The organism is Amycolatopsis sp. NPDC033938 (assembly GCF_055575975.1).
In genome coordinates, this window is record NZ_JBVIRO010000008.1 from 19,667 (window position 1) to 36,659 (window position 16,993).

The 16,993-nt window shown below is 67.7% G+C and carries 17 protein-coding genes; 7 read left to right on the forward strand and 10 right to left on the reverse strand.

Translation table 11 applies throughout. The features are described from left to right. Positions 1–19: 19 nt before the first annotated feature. Complete coding sequence (locus tag ACZ5ZX_RS21065; RefSeq protein WP_465503685.1) at positions 20–466, reverse strand: heavy metal-responsive transcriptional regulator; 447 nt, start codon at positions 464–466, stop codon at positions 20–22. A gap of 128 nt (positions 467–594) precedes the next feature. On the opposite strand from ACZ5ZX_RS21065, the gene ACZ5ZX_RS21070 reads away from it, so the two are divergent. Next, positions 595–1,392 carry a TIGR03084 family metal-binding protein gene (locus ACZ5ZX_RS21070; protein ID WP_465503686.1) on the forward strand — a complete coding sequence of 266 codons (798 nt, stop codon included), beginning with the start codon at positions 595–597 and terminating at the stop codon, positions 1,390–1,392. 96 nt (positions 1,393–1,488) lie between these two features. Continuing rightward, the gene (locus tag ACZ5ZX_RS21075; protein ID WP_465503687.1) at positions 1,489–2,130 is read left to right on the forward strand and encodes a histidine phosphatase family protein; all 642 of its coding nucleotides are present in this window, start codon (positions 1,489–1,491) and stop codon (positions 2,128–2,130) included. Here ACZ5ZX_RS21075 and ACZ5ZX_RS21080 read toward each other — a convergent pair. From ACZ5ZX_RS21080 to ACZ5ZX_RS21095, 4 genes are all read right to left on the reverse strand, one after another. After that, a complete protein-coding gene (locus ACZ5ZX_RS21080; protein ID WP_465503688.1) occupies positions 2,127–3,332 on the reverse strand; it encodes a cytochrome P450 in 1,206 nt (401 codons plus the stop codon). The two genes, ACZ5ZX_RS21075 and ACZ5ZX_RS21080, sit on opposite strands and share 4 nt — an antisense overlap. Before the next feature lie 36 nt (positions 3,333–3,368). Beyond that, positions 3,369–4,070: a TetR/AcrR family transcriptional regulator gene (locus ACZ5ZX_RS21085; RefSeq protein ID WP_465503689.1), complete on the reverse strand. Its 702-nt coding sequence runs from the start codon at positions 4,068–4,070 to the stop codon at positions 3,369–3,371. Positions 4,071–4,177: 107 nt separating this feature from the next. Beyond that, positions 4,178–5,116: a CE1 family esterase gene (locus ACZ5ZX_RS21090; RefSeq protein WP_465503690.1), complete on the reverse strand. Its 939-nt coding sequence runs from the start codon at positions 5,114–5,116 to the stop codon at positions 4,178–4,180. A gap of 165 nt (positions 5,117–5,281) precedes the next feature. Beyond that, positions 5,282–6,520, reverse strand: coding sequence for a glycoside hydrolase family 3 N-terminal domain-containing protein (locus tag ACZ5ZX_RS21095; RefSeq protein ID WP_465503691.1), 1,239 nt, complete (start codon positions 6,518–6,520; stop codon positions 5,282–5,284). A 273-nt stretch (positions 6,521–6,793) separates the two neighbouring features. Here ACZ5ZX_RS21095 and ACZ5ZX_RS21100 point away from each other — a divergent pair, with 273 nt between their 5' ends. From ACZ5ZX_RS21100 to ACZ5ZX_RS21110, 3 genes are read left to right on the forward strand one after another with little or no spacing between them, the layout of a single operon-like run. Next, complete coding sequence (locus ACZ5ZX_RS21100; RefSeq protein ID WP_465503692.1) at positions 6,794–7,144, forward strand: ArsR/SmtB family transcription factor; 351 nt, start codon at positions 6,794–6,796, stop codon at positions 7,142–7,144. A 29-nt stretch (positions 7,145–7,173) separates the two neighbouring features. After that, the gene (locus ACZ5ZX_RS21105) at positions 7,174–7,659 is read left to right on the forward strand and encodes an SRPBCC family protein (RefSeq protein ID WP_465503693.1); all 486 of its coding nucleotides are present in this window, start codon (positions 7,174–7,176) and stop codon (positions 7,657–7,659) included. A 5-nt stretch (positions 7,660–7,664) separates the two neighbouring features. Next, entirely contained in the window at positions 7,665–8,240 is a 576-nt protein-coding gene (locus tag ACZ5ZX_RS21110; protein ID WP_465503694.1) for a TIGR03086 family metal-binding protein, read from the forward strand. Positions 8,241–8,256: 16 nt separating this feature from the next. Here ACZ5ZX_RS21110 and ACZ5ZX_RS21115 read toward each other — a convergent pair whose 3' ends face one another. After that, on the reverse strand, positions 8,257–8,739 hold the full coding sequence (locus tag ACZ5ZX_RS21115; protein ID WP_465503695.1) for a MerR family transcriptional regulator: 483 nt from the start codon (positions 8,737–8,739) through the stop codon (positions 8,257–8,259). Here ACZ5ZX_RS21115 and ACZ5ZX_RS21120 point away from each other — a divergent pair. Further along, on the forward strand, positions 8,738–9,832 hold the full coding sequence (locus ACZ5ZX_RS21120; RefSeq protein ID WP_465503696.1) for an alkene reductase: 1,095 nt from the start codon (positions 8,738–8,740) through the stop codon (positions 9,830–9,832). The two genes, ACZ5ZX_RS21115 and ACZ5ZX_RS21120, sit on opposite strands and share 2 nt — an antisense overlap. Positions 9,833–9,860: 28 nt before the next feature. Then, entirely contained in the window at positions 9,861–11,186 is a 1,326-nt protein-coding gene (locus tag ACZ5ZX_RS21125) for an amidase (protein WP_465503697.1), read from the forward strand. Between the two features lie 84 nt (positions 11,187–11,270). On the opposite strand, the gene ACZ5ZX_RS21130 is transcribed toward ACZ5ZX_RS21125, so the two are convergent. From ACZ5ZX_RS21130 to ACZ5ZX_RS21145, 4 genes are all read right to left on the reverse strand, one after another. Further along, positions 11,271–12,377 carry a cell division protein DivIVA gene (locus ACZ5ZX_RS21130; RefSeq protein ID WP_465503698.1) on the reverse strand — a complete coding sequence of 369 codons (1,107 nt, stop codon included), beginning with the start codon at positions 12,375–12,377 and terminating at the stop codon, positions 11,271–11,273. Between the two features lie 118 nt (positions 12,378–12,495). After that, positions 12,496–14,487, reverse strand: a complete 1,992-nt coding sequence (locus ACZ5ZX_RS21135; RefSeq protein WP_465503699.1) for an SDR family oxidoreductase — start codon at positions 14,485–14,487, stop codon at positions 12,496–12,498. Between the two features lie 100 nt (positions 14,488–14,587). After that, a complete protein-coding gene (locus ACZ5ZX_RS21140) occupies positions 14,588–15,277 on the reverse strand; it encodes a class F sortase (protein WP_465503700.1) in 690 nt (229 codons plus the stop codon). Between the two features lie 14 nt (positions 15,278–15,291). After that, positions 15,292–16,761, reverse strand: a complete 1,470-nt coding sequence (locus tag ACZ5ZX_RS21145; protein ID WP_465503701.1) for a SpaA isopeptide-forming pilin-related protein — start codon at positions 16,759–16,761, stop codon at positions 15,292–15,294. Between the last annotated feature and the right edge of the window lie 232 nt (positions 16,762–16,993).

A 16,993-nucleotide genomic window follows, 5' to 3' on the forward strand; every position in this document is an offset into this window, starting at 1 on the left:
CAGTCGTCGTTCCGCATGGTCATCCACCTCCTCCCTCGGGTCCGTGGTCAGGCGGGCACCACGCGCCGGGCAGGGGATCGGCGCATTTCTCGCCGGTCATCCCGGACAGCATGGAAGTGAGTTCGGCGTGCAGGGCGCCGAGCCGGGTCATCTCCGCTTCGATTTCGGCGAGATGGCGTTCCAGCATGGTTTCGGCCGGTTCACACGGGCAGACCCCGGTGTCGCGCACGCTCAGCAGGTCGCCGATCTCCGTCAGCGTCAGCCCGAGCCGCTGGGTGCCGCGGATGAACCGCAATCGGTCGATGACGTCCTCGTCGTAGCGCCGATGTGCTCCGGACGTCCGTGCCGGTGCGGGCAGGAGGCCGATGCGCTCGTAGTAGCGCACGGTGTCCGGACCTACACCGGCACGGGAGGTCACCTGGGACATGGTCAACGCCGTCAGCGCCGTCGTCGCTTCGGTTCGCATGTACCGAGGGTAGAACCTGGACCCGGCTCCAGAATCAAGCACGAATTTTCTGGGGCTCACGAGGAGAAGACGACGGCGTGTCGCGTCCGCATCATCGGAAAGGGTGGAAACGGCGAGAGGACGGCACGGTGACTGACTTCCGGTACGTGATCAGGGACCTCACCACGGAAGGTGAACAGGTCGACGCCCTGGTGTCAGATCTGGACGACACGGGCTGGGCTTTGCCCACGCCCGCGGCCGGGTGGTCGGTCAAGCATCAGATCGCTCACCTTTCCTTCATTTTCAAGATCGCCGGGCTGTCCGCGGCCGAGCCGCAGAAGTTCGCCGAACTCGCGAAGACCTCGATGGCGCGCGGTTTCGACGCCGCCGTCAACGCGGCCCTCGACGACTACCTCGGCGATCCCAACGAGGTCCTGCTGAGCCGATGGCGCGCCGAACGCGACGCCGGCATCAAGGCGCTCGCCGCGGTCCCGGCGGACCAGGTCGTGCCGTGGCTGGTCAATCCGCTGCCGCCGGCCATCCTCGCCTGCGCGGGAATGATGGAACTGTTCGCCCACGGCCAGGACGTCGCGGACGCGCTCGGAGTGCGCCCGGAGCGGACCGACCGGCTCGCGTACCTCGTCGGTTTCGCCGTCCGGGTGCGGGACTTCGGTTATGAAGCACGGGGACTGACGCCGCCGGAGCAGGAGTTCCGCTTCGAGATCACCTCGCCGTCCGGGCAACTGTGGACGTTCGGCCCCGAGGACTCACGGCAGCGGATCACCGGGAGCGCGGAGGACTTCTGCCTCCTGGTGACGCGGCGCCGTCACCGTGACGACCTCGACGTCCGTGCCGAAGGCGCGCTGGCGGACCACTGGCTGGACATCGCGCAGGCGTACCGCGGCCCCGCGGGCGAGGGACGGAAGCCGGGGCAGTTCGACCGCTGAGAACCGCGTCACTTCCGCGATGATTACGCATCATGGAAGTCGCGGCGGGCCCCGCTCGGTGCGATCGTCGGTGCACACGGGGTCTAGGAGGCGATCGTGACAAGGGTGTGGTTGATCAGGCACGGGGAAAGCGAGTCGAACGCCGGCCTCCCCGGTGGTGAGCCGGGTGCTTCTGCGCTGACCGGGCTAGGCAGGCGCCAGGCCGCCGAAGTCGCCGAATCCTTTGACGAACCGCCACGGTTGATCGTGACGTCGCCGTTTCTGCGGGCCCGGCAGACCGCGGAGCCGACGATCGAGCGGTTCCCCGGCGCGGACCGTGAGGAGTGGCCTGTCCAGGAGTTCACCTTTCTCGGCGAACTCCATGGACAGGTCACCACCACCGCCATCCGCAGGCCGTACACCGAGGCGTACTGGGACCGGGCCGACCCACACCACGCGGTGAACGGCGCGGAATCCTTCGCCGGGCTGTTCACCCGGACCCAGGAATTCCTGGCCCGGCTGGGGGAACGCGAACCCGGGCCGATCGCCGTCTTCACGCACGGGCTCTTCATCCGCGCGGTCATGTGGTCGTTGCTGACCGGGATCACCATCCCGGACAGCGAGGCCATGCGCGGATTCCGCACGTTCGCCGACACCTACCTCGTACCGAACGGCAACATCACCGAGCTGCGGTACACGCCGGGCAAGCGGATTCCCCGAGTCGTGGTCCCGCTCGCTTCCCGGTTCGCCGACCGCTAAGGCTTCAGCCGCAGCTGAAGCTCGTTCACCCCGGTCATGTTCGGGCTGGGGATGAACGACGGCGGTACGGCGGGATCGGTTCGCAGATCCGGGAACCGGTCCAAGAGGATGTTGAGCGCCGTCTTGCCTTCCAGTCTCGCCAGCGGAGCCCCGATGCAGAAGTGGATTCCGCGGCCGAAGGCCAGATGGGGGTTGTGCGCCCTTGCCGGATCGAAGGTTCCCGGATCCGTGAACGTGCGCGGATCCCGGTTCGCGGCCGCGACCCAGATGGCGAGCATGCTGTCCGCCGGAATCGTCCGGCCGCCCAGTTCGACTTCGGTCATCGTGGCGCGGGCGACGAGCGCGAACGGGCTGAGGAAGCGCAGTGATTCCTCGATCGCCGCGGGCAGCAGCGCACGGTCCTCGCGGACGCGCCGGTACTCGTCCGGATGGGAATCCAGGCACAGCACCGTGTTCCCGAGCAGCATCGTGGTGGTGATGTGCCCGGCGAGCAGCAGGACGTTCGCGAAGTTGACGACTTCGTTCTGCGAGAGCTTTTCGCCGTCGACCTCGGCTTCGACGAGTTTGGTCAGTAGGTCTTCGCGCGGGTTCCGCCGCCGGTCGTCGACGTGCTCGCCCAGGTAGTTCACCAGGTTCTTCAGCTGCTCGACCGTTTCGGCGGAGGCTTTCTTGTCCTCCTCGGTCTGCTTGATCAGCGACCGCTGCTGGCTGTTGTTCAGCAGCGTGTCGACCCATTCCTTGAACAGCTCGCGGTCGCTCGCCGGGATACCGAGCAGTTCGGCGATGACGATCACCGGCAGTGGATAGGCCAGGTTCGTCACCAATTCCATCGAGTCCTCGCCGTCGACGACGTCGAGGAGTTCGTTCGTCAACGCGGCGATCCGCGGTTCGAGGTCCGCGACGACCTTCGGTGTGAAGGCGTGACTCACCAGTGTGCGCAACTTCTTGTGGTCCGGCGGGTCCATCTGCAGCAGGTTGCCGTCGATGAACAGGTCCTTGTCCGGCGCCAGCTCCTGGGGGACCAGGCGGGCGGTGTCGGAGGAGAAGACCTTCGGATCGCTCAGGGTCTTCAGCGCCTCGGCGTGGCCGTAGACGTTCCACATGCCCGTGTCGGGTTCGAAACGCACCGGATCGGCCGGGAATTCACCGCGAAGCCAGAACTGGCTTTCGTGGACTCCCCAGTTATCGGCGAGTGTGGTCATGGCGTGCCCCCTTCTTCTCGAGTGAAGGAGCTCGGATCAGACGGGCTCCTCGGCTCCGTCCTGCCGGTAGATCCAGGCGCGATAGGTGGAAATCAGATCCTGGAACGCCTGGGTCACTTCGGCCGCGGTGGCGGCCAAGTTCGCCGGGGACGGTTTTTCCGGCGGCTCGAACGCCGACCGGATGACGTGGGCGAGGGCATCGGCCTTCTCCTCGTGTGTGAGGCCGGTGCTCTCAGGGCTGAAGCTGTCCATCAGATAGAACCCCAGCGCCGAGGCTCGCAGGGAATAGAGCAGGTTCGGGATGTCGCGCAGCAGACCCCGGTCGATCATCGTCTTCAGGTACCGCTCGGTCACGACGGCGTCCTGATCCTGCAAGGGATGTTTCTTCAACCGGCCCAGCAGTTCGGTGTTGCCGGTGATGAGCGCGCCGAGCAACGGATTCCGTTGGGTGTGCAGGAAGGTCGCCCGCTGGAACCGATGGGGGAGTACCTCCGCCGGATCCTCGGCCAGCCCCTCGAGAAGCACTTCGGCGGCTCGGAGGGATTCACGCAGGAGCAACGCTTGGAAAAGGTTCTCCTTGGCGCGCCAGTGCAGGTAGATCGTGCCTTTCCCGATGCCCGCCTGGTTCGCGATGTCCTCGATGGTCACCTTGCGATAGCCCAGCCGCGTCAGCAGGACGCCGGCCGCGTCGAGGATGCGATCGGCGCGGCCGGCGGTGCGGTCCGGACGTTCTGCCACGTGCGCTCCCAGTCTCTGACTTTGTGACCAGATTTGCTTATCTGGTCATCTGGTCAGTTAGACCGTAGCGCCGCACGAGCCTGCCCGGCAAGGAAATAGACGTTTCTTTAACGTAGTCGGTGAGCGAGGAAGAAGCTCCAGATGACCGGTGTCGCGTTGATGACCGTCGGGGTGGCGGAGTCGTTGTTCGGTGCCGTGCTCGGCCAGACGTGCCCGGCGCCTTCGACCCGGTAGTGCTGGAGGGAGCAGCCGAGCCACCGTTGGACGGTGACGTCGGTTTTCGGCGAGTACTGGACCGGGCGAGGGAAACAGCCGTTTCGGTCCGCCCATCCGGCGAGCCAGTCCGGCAGTGTCGGCAGGCCCTTGGCGGGATTCCCGGTGTAGGGAATCGTCAGGTCGGCCGTGCCGTGAAAGTCGAGAATCGGTGCCGGACGCGACGGATCGCACTTCCCGCCCTGTGGGTAGAACGCCCCGGCGACCGGGGCGAACGCCGCTATCCGGCCTGGCATCCGGCAGGCGAGGACGCCGACGAACCCGCCGCCGTTCGATTTGCCCGTCGCGTAGATCCGGCGCGAATCGACGCACAGGTCTCGCTGGAGCGCGTCCAGCAGGTCGCTGGTGAAGAGCACGTCGTCGGCGGCCGCCGAATAGGGTGCGCCGGTCCAGGCCGACTCGCCGTCGGTGCCCGGAAGTCCCTGCGGGTAAACGGAAATCGCGTCATACGCGGAGAAGCCGGACAGTTCCTCCTGGTACTTCGATGTCCGCTTGTGCCCGTGGAACGACAACACCAGCGGATACGGCCGCGACGACCGGTACCGCGCGGGAACGTGGACCGTGTACTCGCGAGCCAGGCCACCGGACGTCAGAGTCCGCAGCGTCGTCACCCCCGCCGGGACCGGCGAAGGACGGTCGCAGCCGGTGGTCGGCACCGGACGATCGATCGGTGATGGCGCCCCTGACGCCACCGGTGCGACGAGCAGGCTCAATCCGGCCGCGGCGACGGCCAACAGCGCGACACGGCGTAAGTACTTCGTGGGACCAGGCACGCGATCCTCCTTGATCGGGCGGCGGGGCGGTGATCAGGGTCACTCCCGGCGCCGACCTGGTCAGCATTGTGTTCATTGAGTTTTCAGACCTTTTCGCAGACGGCCTTCGCCCCGGTTCGCCCGCGCTGGACAACCTCAGGCGGCCGCCTTGGCGGCCTGGTGAGGTCAGCCGCAGGCCTGTTTCGCCGTGAGCACCCTGGTCAGCGCCTCATCGACCCTGGTGGCTGGGAGCGCACCCGACGCAAGCGCTTGCTCCAGCGTGGCCAGAACCGTGTCGACGTTGCCGCCGGAGGACCACAACGCCTGATCCGCCCCCGCCTGCAACGCCTTGAGGACCGCCGTCGGCAGTGGGTACTGAGCCGTGATCGCCTTCATCGCCCCGAGATCGTCCGTGATCACCGGGCCGTCGAACGCGTAGTCCTTACGCAGCAGCCGGTACGCCGGCGCCGACAGGGTCGACGGCGCACCGCCGGTCAGATCGGGCACGTCCAGGTGTCCGACCATGACACCGACCTCGCCGTACTGGCCGATGTCGCGGTAAGGCACCAGATCGACCTTCCGCAGCGAAGCGAGCGGCGGCGTCCGGACCAGTCCCTTGTGGGAGTCCCCCGTGGCGTGCCCGTGTCCGGGGAAGTGCTTGAGCACCGGCTGCACCCCGGCGTCCCGTAGCCCCTGCGCGAACGCCAGGACGTACTTGCGAGCGACCTCGGGGTCCGAGCCGAACGACCGGTCGCCGACGATGTCGCGGTCCGGCTGGTCGGTGATGTCGGCATCGGGCGCGTAGTCGACGGTGACCCCACGAGCCCGCATCTGCCGGCCTCGTTCCGCGGCCTTTGTCCGTACCTGAGCTGGTGTCATGGTCGCGGCCATCTTCCGCGCGCTCGGCATGCTGCCGTCGAGGGCGTCGATCCGCTGAACGCGGCCGCCTTCCTCGTCGATCGCCACCGACACGGGGACCTTCGCGACCTTTTGGACCTCGTCCAACGCGCGATTCTGCAGCAGGGCCGTCTCGTTGCCGCCGAGGAAGATGCCACCGACCTGCTGATCGCGCACCAGCTTCACCACAGCCTGCGGGTCGCCCGCGTTCACGCCGACCACCACCAGCTGAGCCAGCCGCTGCCGGGGGCTCATCCCGGCTGCGACCGCCTTGCAGTCCGATGTGGGCGCCTGCTCCGTCCTCGGTGACGGCGAGGGAGGGGGCGGGCTGGTGGACGGGCTCGAAACGGTGCTGCTGTGCGGCGGGGGAACCGTCCCCGCCGGCTGCGCCGATCCTGGCTGCTCGTTCGCTGTACCGCACTGCACGCTCGTGAGCAGAACGGTGGCAGCTCCCAGGATGACGGTCGCCCATCGTTTCGTCGTCTTCGGTCGCCCGGCGTTCATCAGCTCGTCTCGGTCGTCGTCCATGCCGGTACCGACGGTAACCCCAGTTGCCCGTAAGGACGCGCTCGCGTGCCCCTTAGCGCATTTGCGCGGCGGCCAGGGGCGCGGCCCCACCTCCCTCCTCTTCCGCGTTTTCCCTCGTCAGCCCGGCGGGGGACTTGACAGGTCGATCTGCTCCGCCGTAGATTACCACATGGTTATGGAACCGCAAGGTTATCCAAGGTGCGACTGCGGCGAGGATGCCGTGAAGAACGATCGTGAGAACTCGAACTCGTGAGAACGGAAAGGCGGGCGGCCGTGGCACAGGATCTGCTCGATGTCACTTTCGCGGCGCTTGCCGACCCCACCCGCCGCGCGATCCTCGCGCGGCTCGCGCACGGTGAGGCCACGGTGACGGAGCTGGCCGAGCCGTTCGCGATGAGCCAGCCCGCCATCTCCAAACATCTGAAGGTGCTGGAGCGGGCGGGGCTGGTGGCGCGAGGCCGTGACGCCCAGCGCCGCCCCTGCCGGCTGGTGGCCGAGCCGTTGAAGAACGCGAACGAATGGCTCGGTGGCTACCGCCGCCACTGGGACGAGGCCTTCTCGCAACTGGACCTCGTCCTCGATGAGGAGTTGCGGCACCCGGAGCACCGGGACGAGACCGACTGACCACCGCACGAGCGGAAAGGAACAGCACGATGGGACGCACTCTCAGCGTGGTGAAATCCGGCGATCTGGAGATCGTCATGACGAGATCCTTCGACGCGCCGAGGACGCTGGTGTTCGACGCGTGGACCAAACCGGAGCTGGTACGCCGCTGGTTCGGCCCGCGGGACTGGGCGGTCATCGAATGTGAGATCGACCTGCGGGTCGGCGGCAGATGGCGTTACCGGCTGCGCCGCGGTGACGGGACGGAAATGCTCCTGCAGGGCGTCTACCAGGAGATCCACCGCCCGGAAAAGCTCGTCTCCCTGGAGGCGAACGACGATTGTGACGCCTCGGAAGGCCAAGCCCTGGCGACTCTGACCTTGGTCGAAAAAGGTGGCGTCACCACCTTGACGCAGGTGGTGCGGTACGGCTCGGAACGGATCCGGGACGCCGTGCTCGAATCCGGAATGGAGCGAGGCGTCGGCGAAGGGTTCGACAAGCTGGCCGAAACCTTGTCCGTCCCGGCGGGAGCGTGAACACGATGAACGCCATCGCGGAGCGCTATCGCGTCCGGGCCGACGCTTTCGAGCGCAAGGTCGCGGCCGTGAAACCCGGCCAGTGGGAGAACCGGTCGCCGTGTGAAGAGTGGAACGCCAGGGATGTCGTCGGGCACATCGTCGACATGCACGGCGTGATGCTGCGCCCCTTCGGACGTGACCTCGGCCCGGCGCCATCGCTCCAGAAAGACCCGCTCGGAGCGTTCCGGGCGGCAAGGGCGGATATCGAAGCAGTCCTCGCCGATCCCGTGCTCGCGGCCACGGAGCACGAGACCCCGATGGGGAAGATGACCGCCGCACAGCACATCGATCGGGTCGTCAGTGCCGACATGGTGGTCCACGGCTGGGATCTGGCCAGGGCCACCGGTCAGGACGACACGATCGACCCCGAGGAGGTCACCCGGATGTTGCCCGGGGCCGAGGCGATCCCCGACGAGATGAGGACGCCTGGGGCCTTCGGGCCCGGCATCGTCGTCTTCGGTCCAGAAGTGAAGGTGCCCGACGACGCGCCCTTGCAGGACAGGCTGCTCGGGCTGATGGGACGTGACCCGAACGCCTAGTGCACCCAGGACGGGGTCAGACGTGGATGCCCCGATGCCGCCGGACTGGCCGGGAAGGAACCGGTACCTCGGCGGTGTCGGTCCCCTTGGCCGCGGCCAGGACACGCTCCAGAACAGACAGAGAGGAGGTGAGCAAGGAGATCTGGTTCTGGATCCGGGTTCTGGCGATCTCGAGTTCGTCGGTCATCTCCGGTGAAGGCACCAAGTGTGTGTCGTCACCGGAAACACAGGGAAGGAGTTCCGCGATCTTGCCACTGCACAACCCCGCTGAATAGAAAAGCTGGATCTGGAGAACCCGGGCGACGTCGTCTTCGGTGAAGGCCCGGTAGCCGTTGACGCATCGATCGGGGCGCAGTAGCCCTTCCGCTTCGTAGTACCGCAAGGACCGCACGCTCACCCCGGTGCGCTCCGCCAGTTCGCCGATCCGCATGAATCCACAGTAGCCGCGGAAACCGACGTTGACCGTGACGCCGGTGTCAGGGTTTAGCTTCGCGTTCATGAGGTTGCTCGAAGAATTCCGCGGTACTGCGATCCACCTGCCGAACCGCGTCGCGATGGCCCCGATGACCCGGGGACGTGCCGACGATACGACCGGTGTGCCACATCCACTGACGGCCGAGTACTACGCGCAACGCGCGAGCGCGGGCTTGATCGTGAGTGAAGGCGTCTGGGTCACCCGGACCGGCAAGAGCGGCCCGGGTATCCCAGGCCTGGTAACGGAGCGGCAGGTCGCGGCCTGGCGGGCCGTGACGGAAGCGGTCCACGAGAGAGGCGGCCGGATTTTCGCGCAGCTGTGGCACGCGGGCCGGGTCAGCCACCCGGACGTGATGGGCCGGACACCGGTGGCGCCCTCGGCGGTCCGGCAGGCCGGGCGGATCTTCGTGGCCGACGGCTGGGTGGACACGGTCGAGCCCCGCGAGCTCCGTGAGGACGAAATCGGCGGTGTCGTCCAGGACTTCGCAGCGGCGGCACGCAGGGCCATCGAGGCAGGGTTCGACGGAGTGGAACTCCATGGTGCCAACGGCTATCTCATTCAAGAGTTCCTCGCCGGCAACACCAACCGGCGACAGGACCGGTACGGCGGTTCTGTCGCCGCCCGGCTCAGGTTTCCGCTCGAGGTGGTCGAGGCCGTGACCGCACAGATCGGCGCGGCCAGGGTCGCCCTGCGGATTTCGCCGGGCAATCCGGAGAACGACATCGTGGAAGACGATTGGAAGGAGGTGTACTCACGACTACTCGCGGAACTTCGCAGGTACGAGCTCGCGTACCTGCACATCATCGACACTCCGGAGGCCGAGGCACTGGCCTACCTGCGGCCGCTGTGGCCGGGAACGCTCCTCGCGAACCTGCGTTCCGAGGAGCCGACCTCCCCAAGCGAGGGTGAGTCCTTGATCGAAGCCGGTTTGGCCGATGTGGTCGCCTTCGGGAGGCTGTTCATCGCGAACCCGGACCTGCCCGCCCGATTCGCGCTCCGTGCCCCACTCGCCCGGGCGCATCACGACGTCTACTACGGAGCCCGACTCGACGGCTACACCGATTTCCCGGCGTTCGAACCGGACTCGGTGAAGTTCGCCTGTTCGGCGCGCAGCTGATCTTCGCCGCCCGCTCTACAGTGCGGGGATGGTCAAGACGGCAGTGGAAATCGCGGCGGCTGTGCGTGCCAAGGAACTCGACCCGGTCCAGGTGACCCGCGAGGCGTTGGCCCGGATCGCCGCGGCGGACGGAGTGATCGGCGCCTTCCGCCGGGTCCGGACCGAGGAGGCGCTCGCCGAGGCAGCGGCAGTCGCCGAACGCGCAGACCTGGCCGACCTGCCACTGGCGGGAGTGCCGGTCGCGGTCAAGGACGTCACGGCGGTCGAGGGCGAGTACGCCTCGTGGGGATCGCGCGCGGGTTCCTCCACGGTGTCCACAGAGGACGGCGAGATCGCGCGGCGGCTACGCGCGGCCGGTGCGGTGATCGTCGGCCTGACCCGGGTGCCGGAGCTGTGCGTTTGGCCGTCGAGTGACGGTCCGGACGGGACAGCGCGTAACCCGCGCAATCCGTCCTACGCCGCGGGTGGTTCGTCTGGTGGGAGTGCGGCGGCCGTGGCCGCCGGGCTGGTGCCCATCGCGCACGGCACCGACGGCTTGGGCTCGATCCGGCTGCCGTCCGCGATGTGCGGGATCGTCGGTCTCAAACCGGGTAAGGACGTCGTCCGCATACCGGGGGAGAACGGCTGGTTCGGCCTGTCCACGCACGGCCCGATGACGACCACCGTGGCCGACGCGGCCGTGCTGATGTCGGTCCTCGCCGATCAGCCCGGCCTGGCGGATCTGTCCGACCCGGCGCCGTCCCGCATCGCCCTGTCGACTCGCGTTCCGTTGACCAGGGCGCCCCTGCCACGCGCGTTCGGTCGAGCCGTCGTACGGGCCGGAGAGCTGTTGCGCGCTGCGGGGCACACTGTCGCGCCCGGAACGCCTCGGTACAGCGCCGGAGCCGTCGGCGGCCTCTTCGCGCGCTGGGTCGCGGGCCCGGCCGAACAGGCGGCCGGGTTCGACCTCGGCGCGCTCCAAGCCCGGACGCGTACGCACGTCCGGCTCGGTCACCTCTTGGCGACGCGGGTCCGCGACAGCACCCGCGAGCGCTGGCTGGAGCGTGCCGAAGAGTTCTTCGCCGAGCATGACGTGCTGGTCACGCCCATGCTCGCGACACTCCCGCTCAAGGCCCGCACGTGGCATGAAAGCCGCTGGCTCACCAACGTGCTGCCGTCCGTGCGCGTCGCGGGTTTCGCCGGTTTTTGGAATCTCGCGGGCTATCCGGCGATGTCCGTTCCGATCGGTGTGCACCCGTCGGGGATCCCGGCCGGCGTTCAGCTCGTCGCGGCACCCGGTGGGGAAGCGCTCCTCCTCGCCCTCGCAGCCCAGTTGGAAGCGGCCAATCCCTGGCCACGCACCACTGCCGTCTGACGGCTCCAGAAAGAGAGCAAGGGACCTTTGCTGTCACTCTCCGGAAGAGAGTGACAGCAAAGGTCCCTTGCTACTTCGTGCTGGTCAGGAGCCGGTTTTGGCGGGCGACGGCTTTTGTCCGTTGCCCTTCGGAGCGTTCTGTCCGTTCTTCGGCGCAGCGGCGGCGGGCGCCGAAGAAGCGGGCTTGGCGGCAGCGGGCTTGGCCGGGGCGGCGGCCTTCGACGCGGGCGGTTCGGCGGGCTTGCCCGCCGGCTTCGTCTCTTCGGCCTTGCTGTCGCCACCGACGAGCTTCGAAGCGTGCGGGATCACCGACTCCTCGGGAAGCGCGGCGAGCATCGCTTCGCTGCCCTTCAGGACCTCGTCGGCCTGCTGCAGGCTCTTGCGGGCCTGCTCGCGGATCTCCGCGAGCCGCTCGACCTTGCGCTGGGCGGCGGTCGTGCGCTGGGCGGCCGTCGTCGTGGCCTCGTCGAGCCGGCGCTTGGCCTCGGCCGTCGCCTCGTCGATGCGGCGCTTCGCCTCCGCTGTGGCCTCCGCGATCCGGCGTTCGGCCTGATTCTTGCTCGCCGTCTGCTGGTCGGTGATGTGCTTCTCGTGCGCCGCGCGCTGAGCCGCGATCGTCTGGTCGAATTCGCGCTCGATCTTCCGGCGCTTGCGCTCGGCCTCGTTGTCCAGCAGTTCCCGGCGCTGGGCGGCTTCGACGGTCAGCCGCTGGACCTCGGCCCGCGTCTCCGCGAGCGCGGCTTCATGCTCGGAGTGCAGCGCGTCCGCCTGCTTGTCCAGCTCGGCGACAAGCCGCGAGTAGCGCTCACGGAGCTTCTTCGACGCCTCACTCGAGGACGCCCAGTGCTTTTCGGCGGCGACCTCGGCCCGCTTCGTGATCTCGTCCGCGCGCGCCTGAGCGAGCGTCACGGTGCGTTGCATCCGCTCGTCGAGGTCTTCGAGCCGCTCCGGCGGCTTCTTCAGCTCCTCGATACGGGCGTTGAGCTTCGCCACCTCGTGGCGCAAGGTTTCGAGTTCGCGCGAGGCCGACGTCGCCTGGGCGATCGCGGCGTCGCGGTCGGTCATCATGCGATGCAGCTGGGCTTCGAGATGATCCAGATACTGGCGCACTTCGTTCCGGTCGAAGCCGTGCCAGGCCTGGGTGTACTCGCGCCGCAGGGGCAACAGGCCGTTGTCTCGCTCGGGAACCATGGTCACGACGGTACCTGCGTACCCGGTGTCGCCGTTGTCAGGCTTCGTGATTCACCGACGTGTGTCGGCTCTCAGCTGCGATCCCTCACCTGAACGGCCGCCACCCGTGTGCGCAGTGTCACCAATGGAACCCGCGGCTGAGCCGGGCGAGTGCGACCGCCGCACGGGACAGGTGCTGCTCGCCCTTCCCGATTTTCAGTCCGCCACCGCCGCCCGCGGCCGCGGAGTCCGGGAACACCCGGAAACCTTGGTAGGCCACGGCATCCGTGAGTCCCGGCGTGAGTGTGTAGGCGAGCCCGATCGCCTGCCCGGCGGGCGTGCCGATGTGCTTCGGGCGCTCCTTCAGCGCCTTCATCACCATGTCCGCCGCCTGGTCCGGGGACTTCGTGGGAAACGCGTCGTAAATCTTCGTCGGCCGGATCATCGGGGTGCGTACGAGTGGCATGTGGATGGTCGTGAAGGTGATTCCGTCTCCGTGGGTCTCGGTCGCGGCGATCCTGGAGAAATAGTCCAAAGCGGCCTTCGACGCCGCATACGCCGAAAAGCGCGGCGCGATTCCCTGCACACCGATCGACGAGACGTTGACGATATGCCCGAATTTCCGCTCGGACATATGCGGCAACACCGCGAGGATCAGCCGCACCGCGCCGAAGTAGTTGATCGCCATCGCGCGTTCGTAATCGTGGAACCGGTCGTAGGAGAGCTTGATCGACCGGCGGATCGAACGTCCGGCGTTGTTCACGAGCATGTCGATCCGGCCGTGTTCGGCGAGCATGGCGTCGACGGCCTTGTGCACGGATTCCTCGTCGGTCAGGTCGGCCGGGTACACCGACGCCGTGCCGCCCGCGGCGATGATCTCGTCCCGCACTTCTTCGAGTTCGTGCTGGCGCCGCGCCACGAGCAGGGGCACGCCGCCCGCCGCCGCGACCTTGATCGCGGTCGCCCTGCCGATACCCGACGACGCGCCGGTGATGATCACGCGGCGGCCGTCCAGCTCGCCACGAGGGCCGTGTTTACGGGCGCGGAACGGGTCCAGGTGCTCGCGCCAGTAGCGCCACAGAGTGGGCGCGTACTCCTCGATCCGGGGCACTTCGACACCCGAGCCGATGAGCTCCTTACGCGTCGACGCCGACGAGAACACCGACGGGAAAGCCATGGTCTCCAGCAGCACCGGCGGGATGCCGAGCCGCTCCAGCACGGCGTCGCGCGCGATCGTGAAGCCGGGGATGTGCTCGCTCAGCTTCACCAGGTTGACGATGCCCTTGGACAAACGGTCGTTGAGCTGCACGGAGATCGTCGGCGCGCCCGCTGCCTTGGCGAAGGCGTTGTACACCGAGACGACCGGCTGCGGCTCCGGGTTGACCAGGTGGAACGCGCGTCCGTCGAGACCTTTCGTGGTGACCAGCGCGAGCAGCGACTCGGCGACGTAGTCGACCGGGACGACGTTGGTGTCGCCGAGGTCGGGGCCGACGATCGGGACGTCGGGCAGCCCGGCCAGCCTGCTGATCGCGGGGAACAGGTAGTACGGCCCGTCGATCTTGTCCATCTCGCCGGTCTCGGAGTTCCCGACCACGACCGCGGGCCGGTACACCCGCCACGGCACGTCCTGCTGTTCGCGCACGAGCCGTTCCGCCTCGAACTTCGTGCGGTGGTACGGCGTGACGAGCCGCTGGCCGACGTCGAACATCTCCTCGGTGAACATGCCCTCGTGGTCACCGGCGACGGCGACCGAGGACACGTGGTGCAGGCAGCCGGCGTTCAGGTCGGCGGCGAGCGCGATCACCTGCGCGGTGCCCTCGACATTGGCCTTGATGCTGGCTTCGTCGTCGGCGGTGAGGTCGTAGAGGGCGGCGAGGTGCACGACGTGATCGACACCGCGAAGCTTCTCTCGGTCTTCTTCGCCGACGCCGAGCAGCGGCTCGTTGAGATCACCGGTGACGAGGGTGACCCGCTCTGGATGCGGCCAGCCGTTCACGAGTTTCGCGAGTTTGTCCTGTGAGGACGGGCGGACGACGAGCGCGACCCTGTCGACGTCCTCCCTGGTGAGCAGCAGCCGGGTGAACTGGCGCCCGATCAGTCCGGTCGCCCCGGTCACCAGAAAAGTCGCCATCTGTTTCACCCTTCACCGTGCTCGCCCGCGTCCACCCGGCATTCTGCTGCATGAGGACGTCGCTGACCACCACGGCACCGGTGAAGTTACTCACGGGTAACTAGACCGGGTCGGCGATGACGACCCGGTTCTCGGCGTAGCCGGTTTCCCCGCCGACCCAGCGGCCGCCGCAGGTGACGAGGACTATCCGATGCGGACCGGACTGGCCGAACAACTCGTCCGCCCGCTGCGGCAGTTCGTTCTTCTTCAGCGTGATCAGCTGGGAAACCTTGTACTGCCTAGACTTCCCGGCCTTGTCGACCACGGTGACGTCGCCGCCGATCCGGTCGTTCCACAGTTCCGCGAACGGACCCGTCGCGCCCTTCCAGTTCACATGCCCGGCGAACACGCTCGCGCCGGTCGCCGAACTCAGCTCGGCGCCCCACCAGGTCACCTCGTCGAGGTTCTCCGGCACCGGAAGTTCCGCGCCCGGCCCGAGATCCTTGCGGATCAGCTTCGCGCCACCGCCGGCAGGCAGCCGGATGGTCCCGGGGCCCTGCGGCGGAGCGGAAGCGGGCGCCTGCTGAGGCTGTGACGTCGGCGTGGGTGGCGGCGTCGTGGGGACGATCTCCGGCGGAGGCGCGACCTCCTGCTGCGCGGGCGCGGCCGGTGCGCCGCCCGCGACGGTGACGGAGACGGGCTGAGCCGTCCCCGCCACCACGGTCGTCGGCGGCCAGATGATCAAGGCCGCGACGAGGTCCGCGCACAGGACCGTGACGGCTCCCAGTGCGAACCCGCGTCGTACTGACATTCTCGAAATCCTCTTCAGCGTCGCGAAGATCGCCGAGCGGCCACGCCCACCATCACCGAACCGAGCAGCGCGAGCGCGCCGACGCCGAGGATCCCGGCGGTCGACGCCGAGTTCTCGACGGTGCCCTGCATCATCGCCACCGGCCGGTCGCCGGCGGGAATGGCGCGCGGTACCTCGTTGGGCGTGTTGGCGACCTTGAGCGCCAGCGTCTCACCCGGTTTGACCTCGCCGCAGGCGGACGGCGGATTCTTCGGATCGAACGCGTTGGTGTAACCCGGCGGCGCGTTGACCTCGACCACGCAGATCTCCTGCGGGGCCTGCAGGTTCTCGACGGTGACCGTGCCGTTCTCGCCTTCGGTGGTGACGACGGCGGGCTTGCCGTCGGCGCCGTTGAGGGGCTTGCCGTCCTGGCCGACGGCGGCGGTCGTCTTGTCCTTGGCGGTGATCCGCAGCGCGGCGCCCGCGACGCCCTTGTCGGTCTTCGCGTCGACCTTGGTCACCTGCACCTTGCCCGGCTTCGAGACGACAGCGACGCCCTGCGCCTTCAGTTCCTTCTCGCCGCCGGTCGAAACGACCCTCTGCACGCCGGTCTCGACCGGGAACTGCACGTACGGCCGGTCCGCGGGCGCGGACAGCGAGCTGGCCAGCTTCGGCTGCTCACCGGTCGGCGTCACCTTGACCGTGACGGTGCCGTCTTCGCCGGTTTTCACCGTGGTGACCTTGTCGGCTTTCGCGTTCGAAGTCGACGCGGGTTTGGTGCTCTCGCCACTGTCGACGGTCGCGTTCGACGGAGTGAGCTTGACCGGCACACCGGAGACGCCCTTGCCCTTGGCGTTCTTGACGCTGATCGTCCACTCGCCCGCGGTGCCGATGTGCTGATCTTCCTTCGGCGGTGTGATCGCGGTGGTCCACGGTCCTCGGTTGGCCTCGGCGTCCTTGGTCAGCTTCTCGACGGCTGTGGCGGCGTCGGGGTGCTGCGTCTTCAGCTTGTCGAGGTGATCCTGGATCTTGTAGCCGATCTCCTTCGAAGGCTTTCCCGGGTCGGTGTCGGCGTCGGACCGCGGTTTCGCCGTCCAGGAATGGAGTAGGTGCGCGAGCGCGGCGGCTTCGGCGTTGTCCTGCGTTCCGCCGTAGCGAAGGAGCAGGTAGGAGATGTTGGCCGCGATGTCCTCGGGCAGCTTCTGTCCCCATTTGTCCAGCAGTTCGTCGCCGGGCTTGTACTCCTCGTTCGTGTCCGGCGCCTTCTGCTGGAAGCTCACACAGAACACGTGCTTGCCGTTGACGACGTAGGAACCGAGCCAGTCGCTCTTCTGATCGTGGCCACCGAACGGCTGGCCGGGTGTGACCTCGTAGCCGACCCCCTGTTTCGGATCGGCAGAGGCCGGTGTCGCCGCGACGGTGGCGGACAGTGCGCCGAGAAGGCACGTCGCGATCAGGCTGGTCAAGGCGCGCGAACGCACGCTCGGGCGTGTGGTCCACCCCATGGTGTGTTGACTCCTTTGGCCGTGCTCTGCCCCGGCGCCTTTACGTCGATGCAGGTCACACGATCGATAAGGTTCCCCGACACGCCTTCGGTGATTATCCGAACACGCAACGTGGAGGGTGGCCTGTGATCAGCGGTTTTGGCAAGAGGTCATCAGGTGGGGTATCGGTGAACGGTCGGTGATCTCCGCCGCATACGGTGTGGGGGATGGGCCTCGCCCCGAATGTGAGTAA

What these genes read in the sequence shown, in the direction of transcription:
- ACZ5ZX_RS21120 (WP_465503696.1), top strand. Translation starts at nt 8,738, where the DNA reads ATGAGGTTGCTCGAAGAATTCCGCGGTACTGCGATCCACCTGCCGAAC.
- ACZ5ZX_RS21125 (WP_465503697.1), top strand. Translation starts at nt 9,861, where the DNA reads ATGGTCAAGACGGCAGTGGAAATCGCGGCGGCTGTGCGTGCCAAGGAA.
- ACZ5ZX_RS21080 (WP_465503688.1), bottom strand. Translation starts at nt 3,332, where the DNA reads ATGACCACACTCGCCGATAACTGGGGAGTCCACGAAAGCCAGTTCTGG.
- ACZ5ZX_RS21105 (WP_465503693.1), top strand. Translation starts at nt 7,174, where the DNA reads ATGGGACGCACTCTCAGCGTGGTGAAATCCGGCGATCTGGAGATCGTC.
- ACZ5ZX_RS21095 (WP_465503691.1), bottom strand. Translation starts at nt 6,520, where the DNA reads ATGGACGACGACCGAGACGAGCTGATGAACGCCGGGCGACCGAAGACG.
- ACZ5ZX_RS21135 (WP_465503699.1), bottom strand. Translation starts at nt 14,487, where the DNA reads ATGGCGACTTTTCTGGTGACCGGGGCGACCGGACTGATCGGGCGCCAG.
- ACZ5ZX_RS21115 (WP_465503695.1), bottom strand. Translation starts at nt 8,739, where the DNA reads ATGAACGCGAAGCTAAACCCTGACACCGGCGTCACGGTCAACGTCGGT.
- ACZ5ZX_RS21065 (WP_465503685.1), bottom strand. Translation starts at nt 466, where the DNA reads ATGCGAACCGAAGCGACGACGGCGCTGACGGCGTTGACCATGTCCCAG.
- ACZ5ZX_RS21145 (WP_465503701.1), bottom strand. Translation starts at nt 16,761, where the DNA reads ATGGGGTGGACCACACGCCCGAGCGTGCGTTCGCGCGCCTTGACCAGC.
- ACZ5ZX_RS21140 (WP_465503700.1), bottom strand. Translation starts at nt 15,277, where the DNA reads ATGTCAGTACGACGCGGGTTCGCACTGGGAGCCGTCACGGTCCTGTGC.
- ACZ5ZX_RS21110 (WP_465503694.1), top strand. Translation starts at nt 7,665, where the DNA reads ATGAACGCCATCGCGGAGCGCTATCGCGTCCGGGCCGACGCTTTCGAG.
- ACZ5ZX_RS21130 (WP_465503698.1), bottom strand. Translation starts at nt 12,377, where the DNA reads ATGGTTCCCGAGCGAGACAACGGCCTGTTGCCCCTGCGGCGCGAGTAC.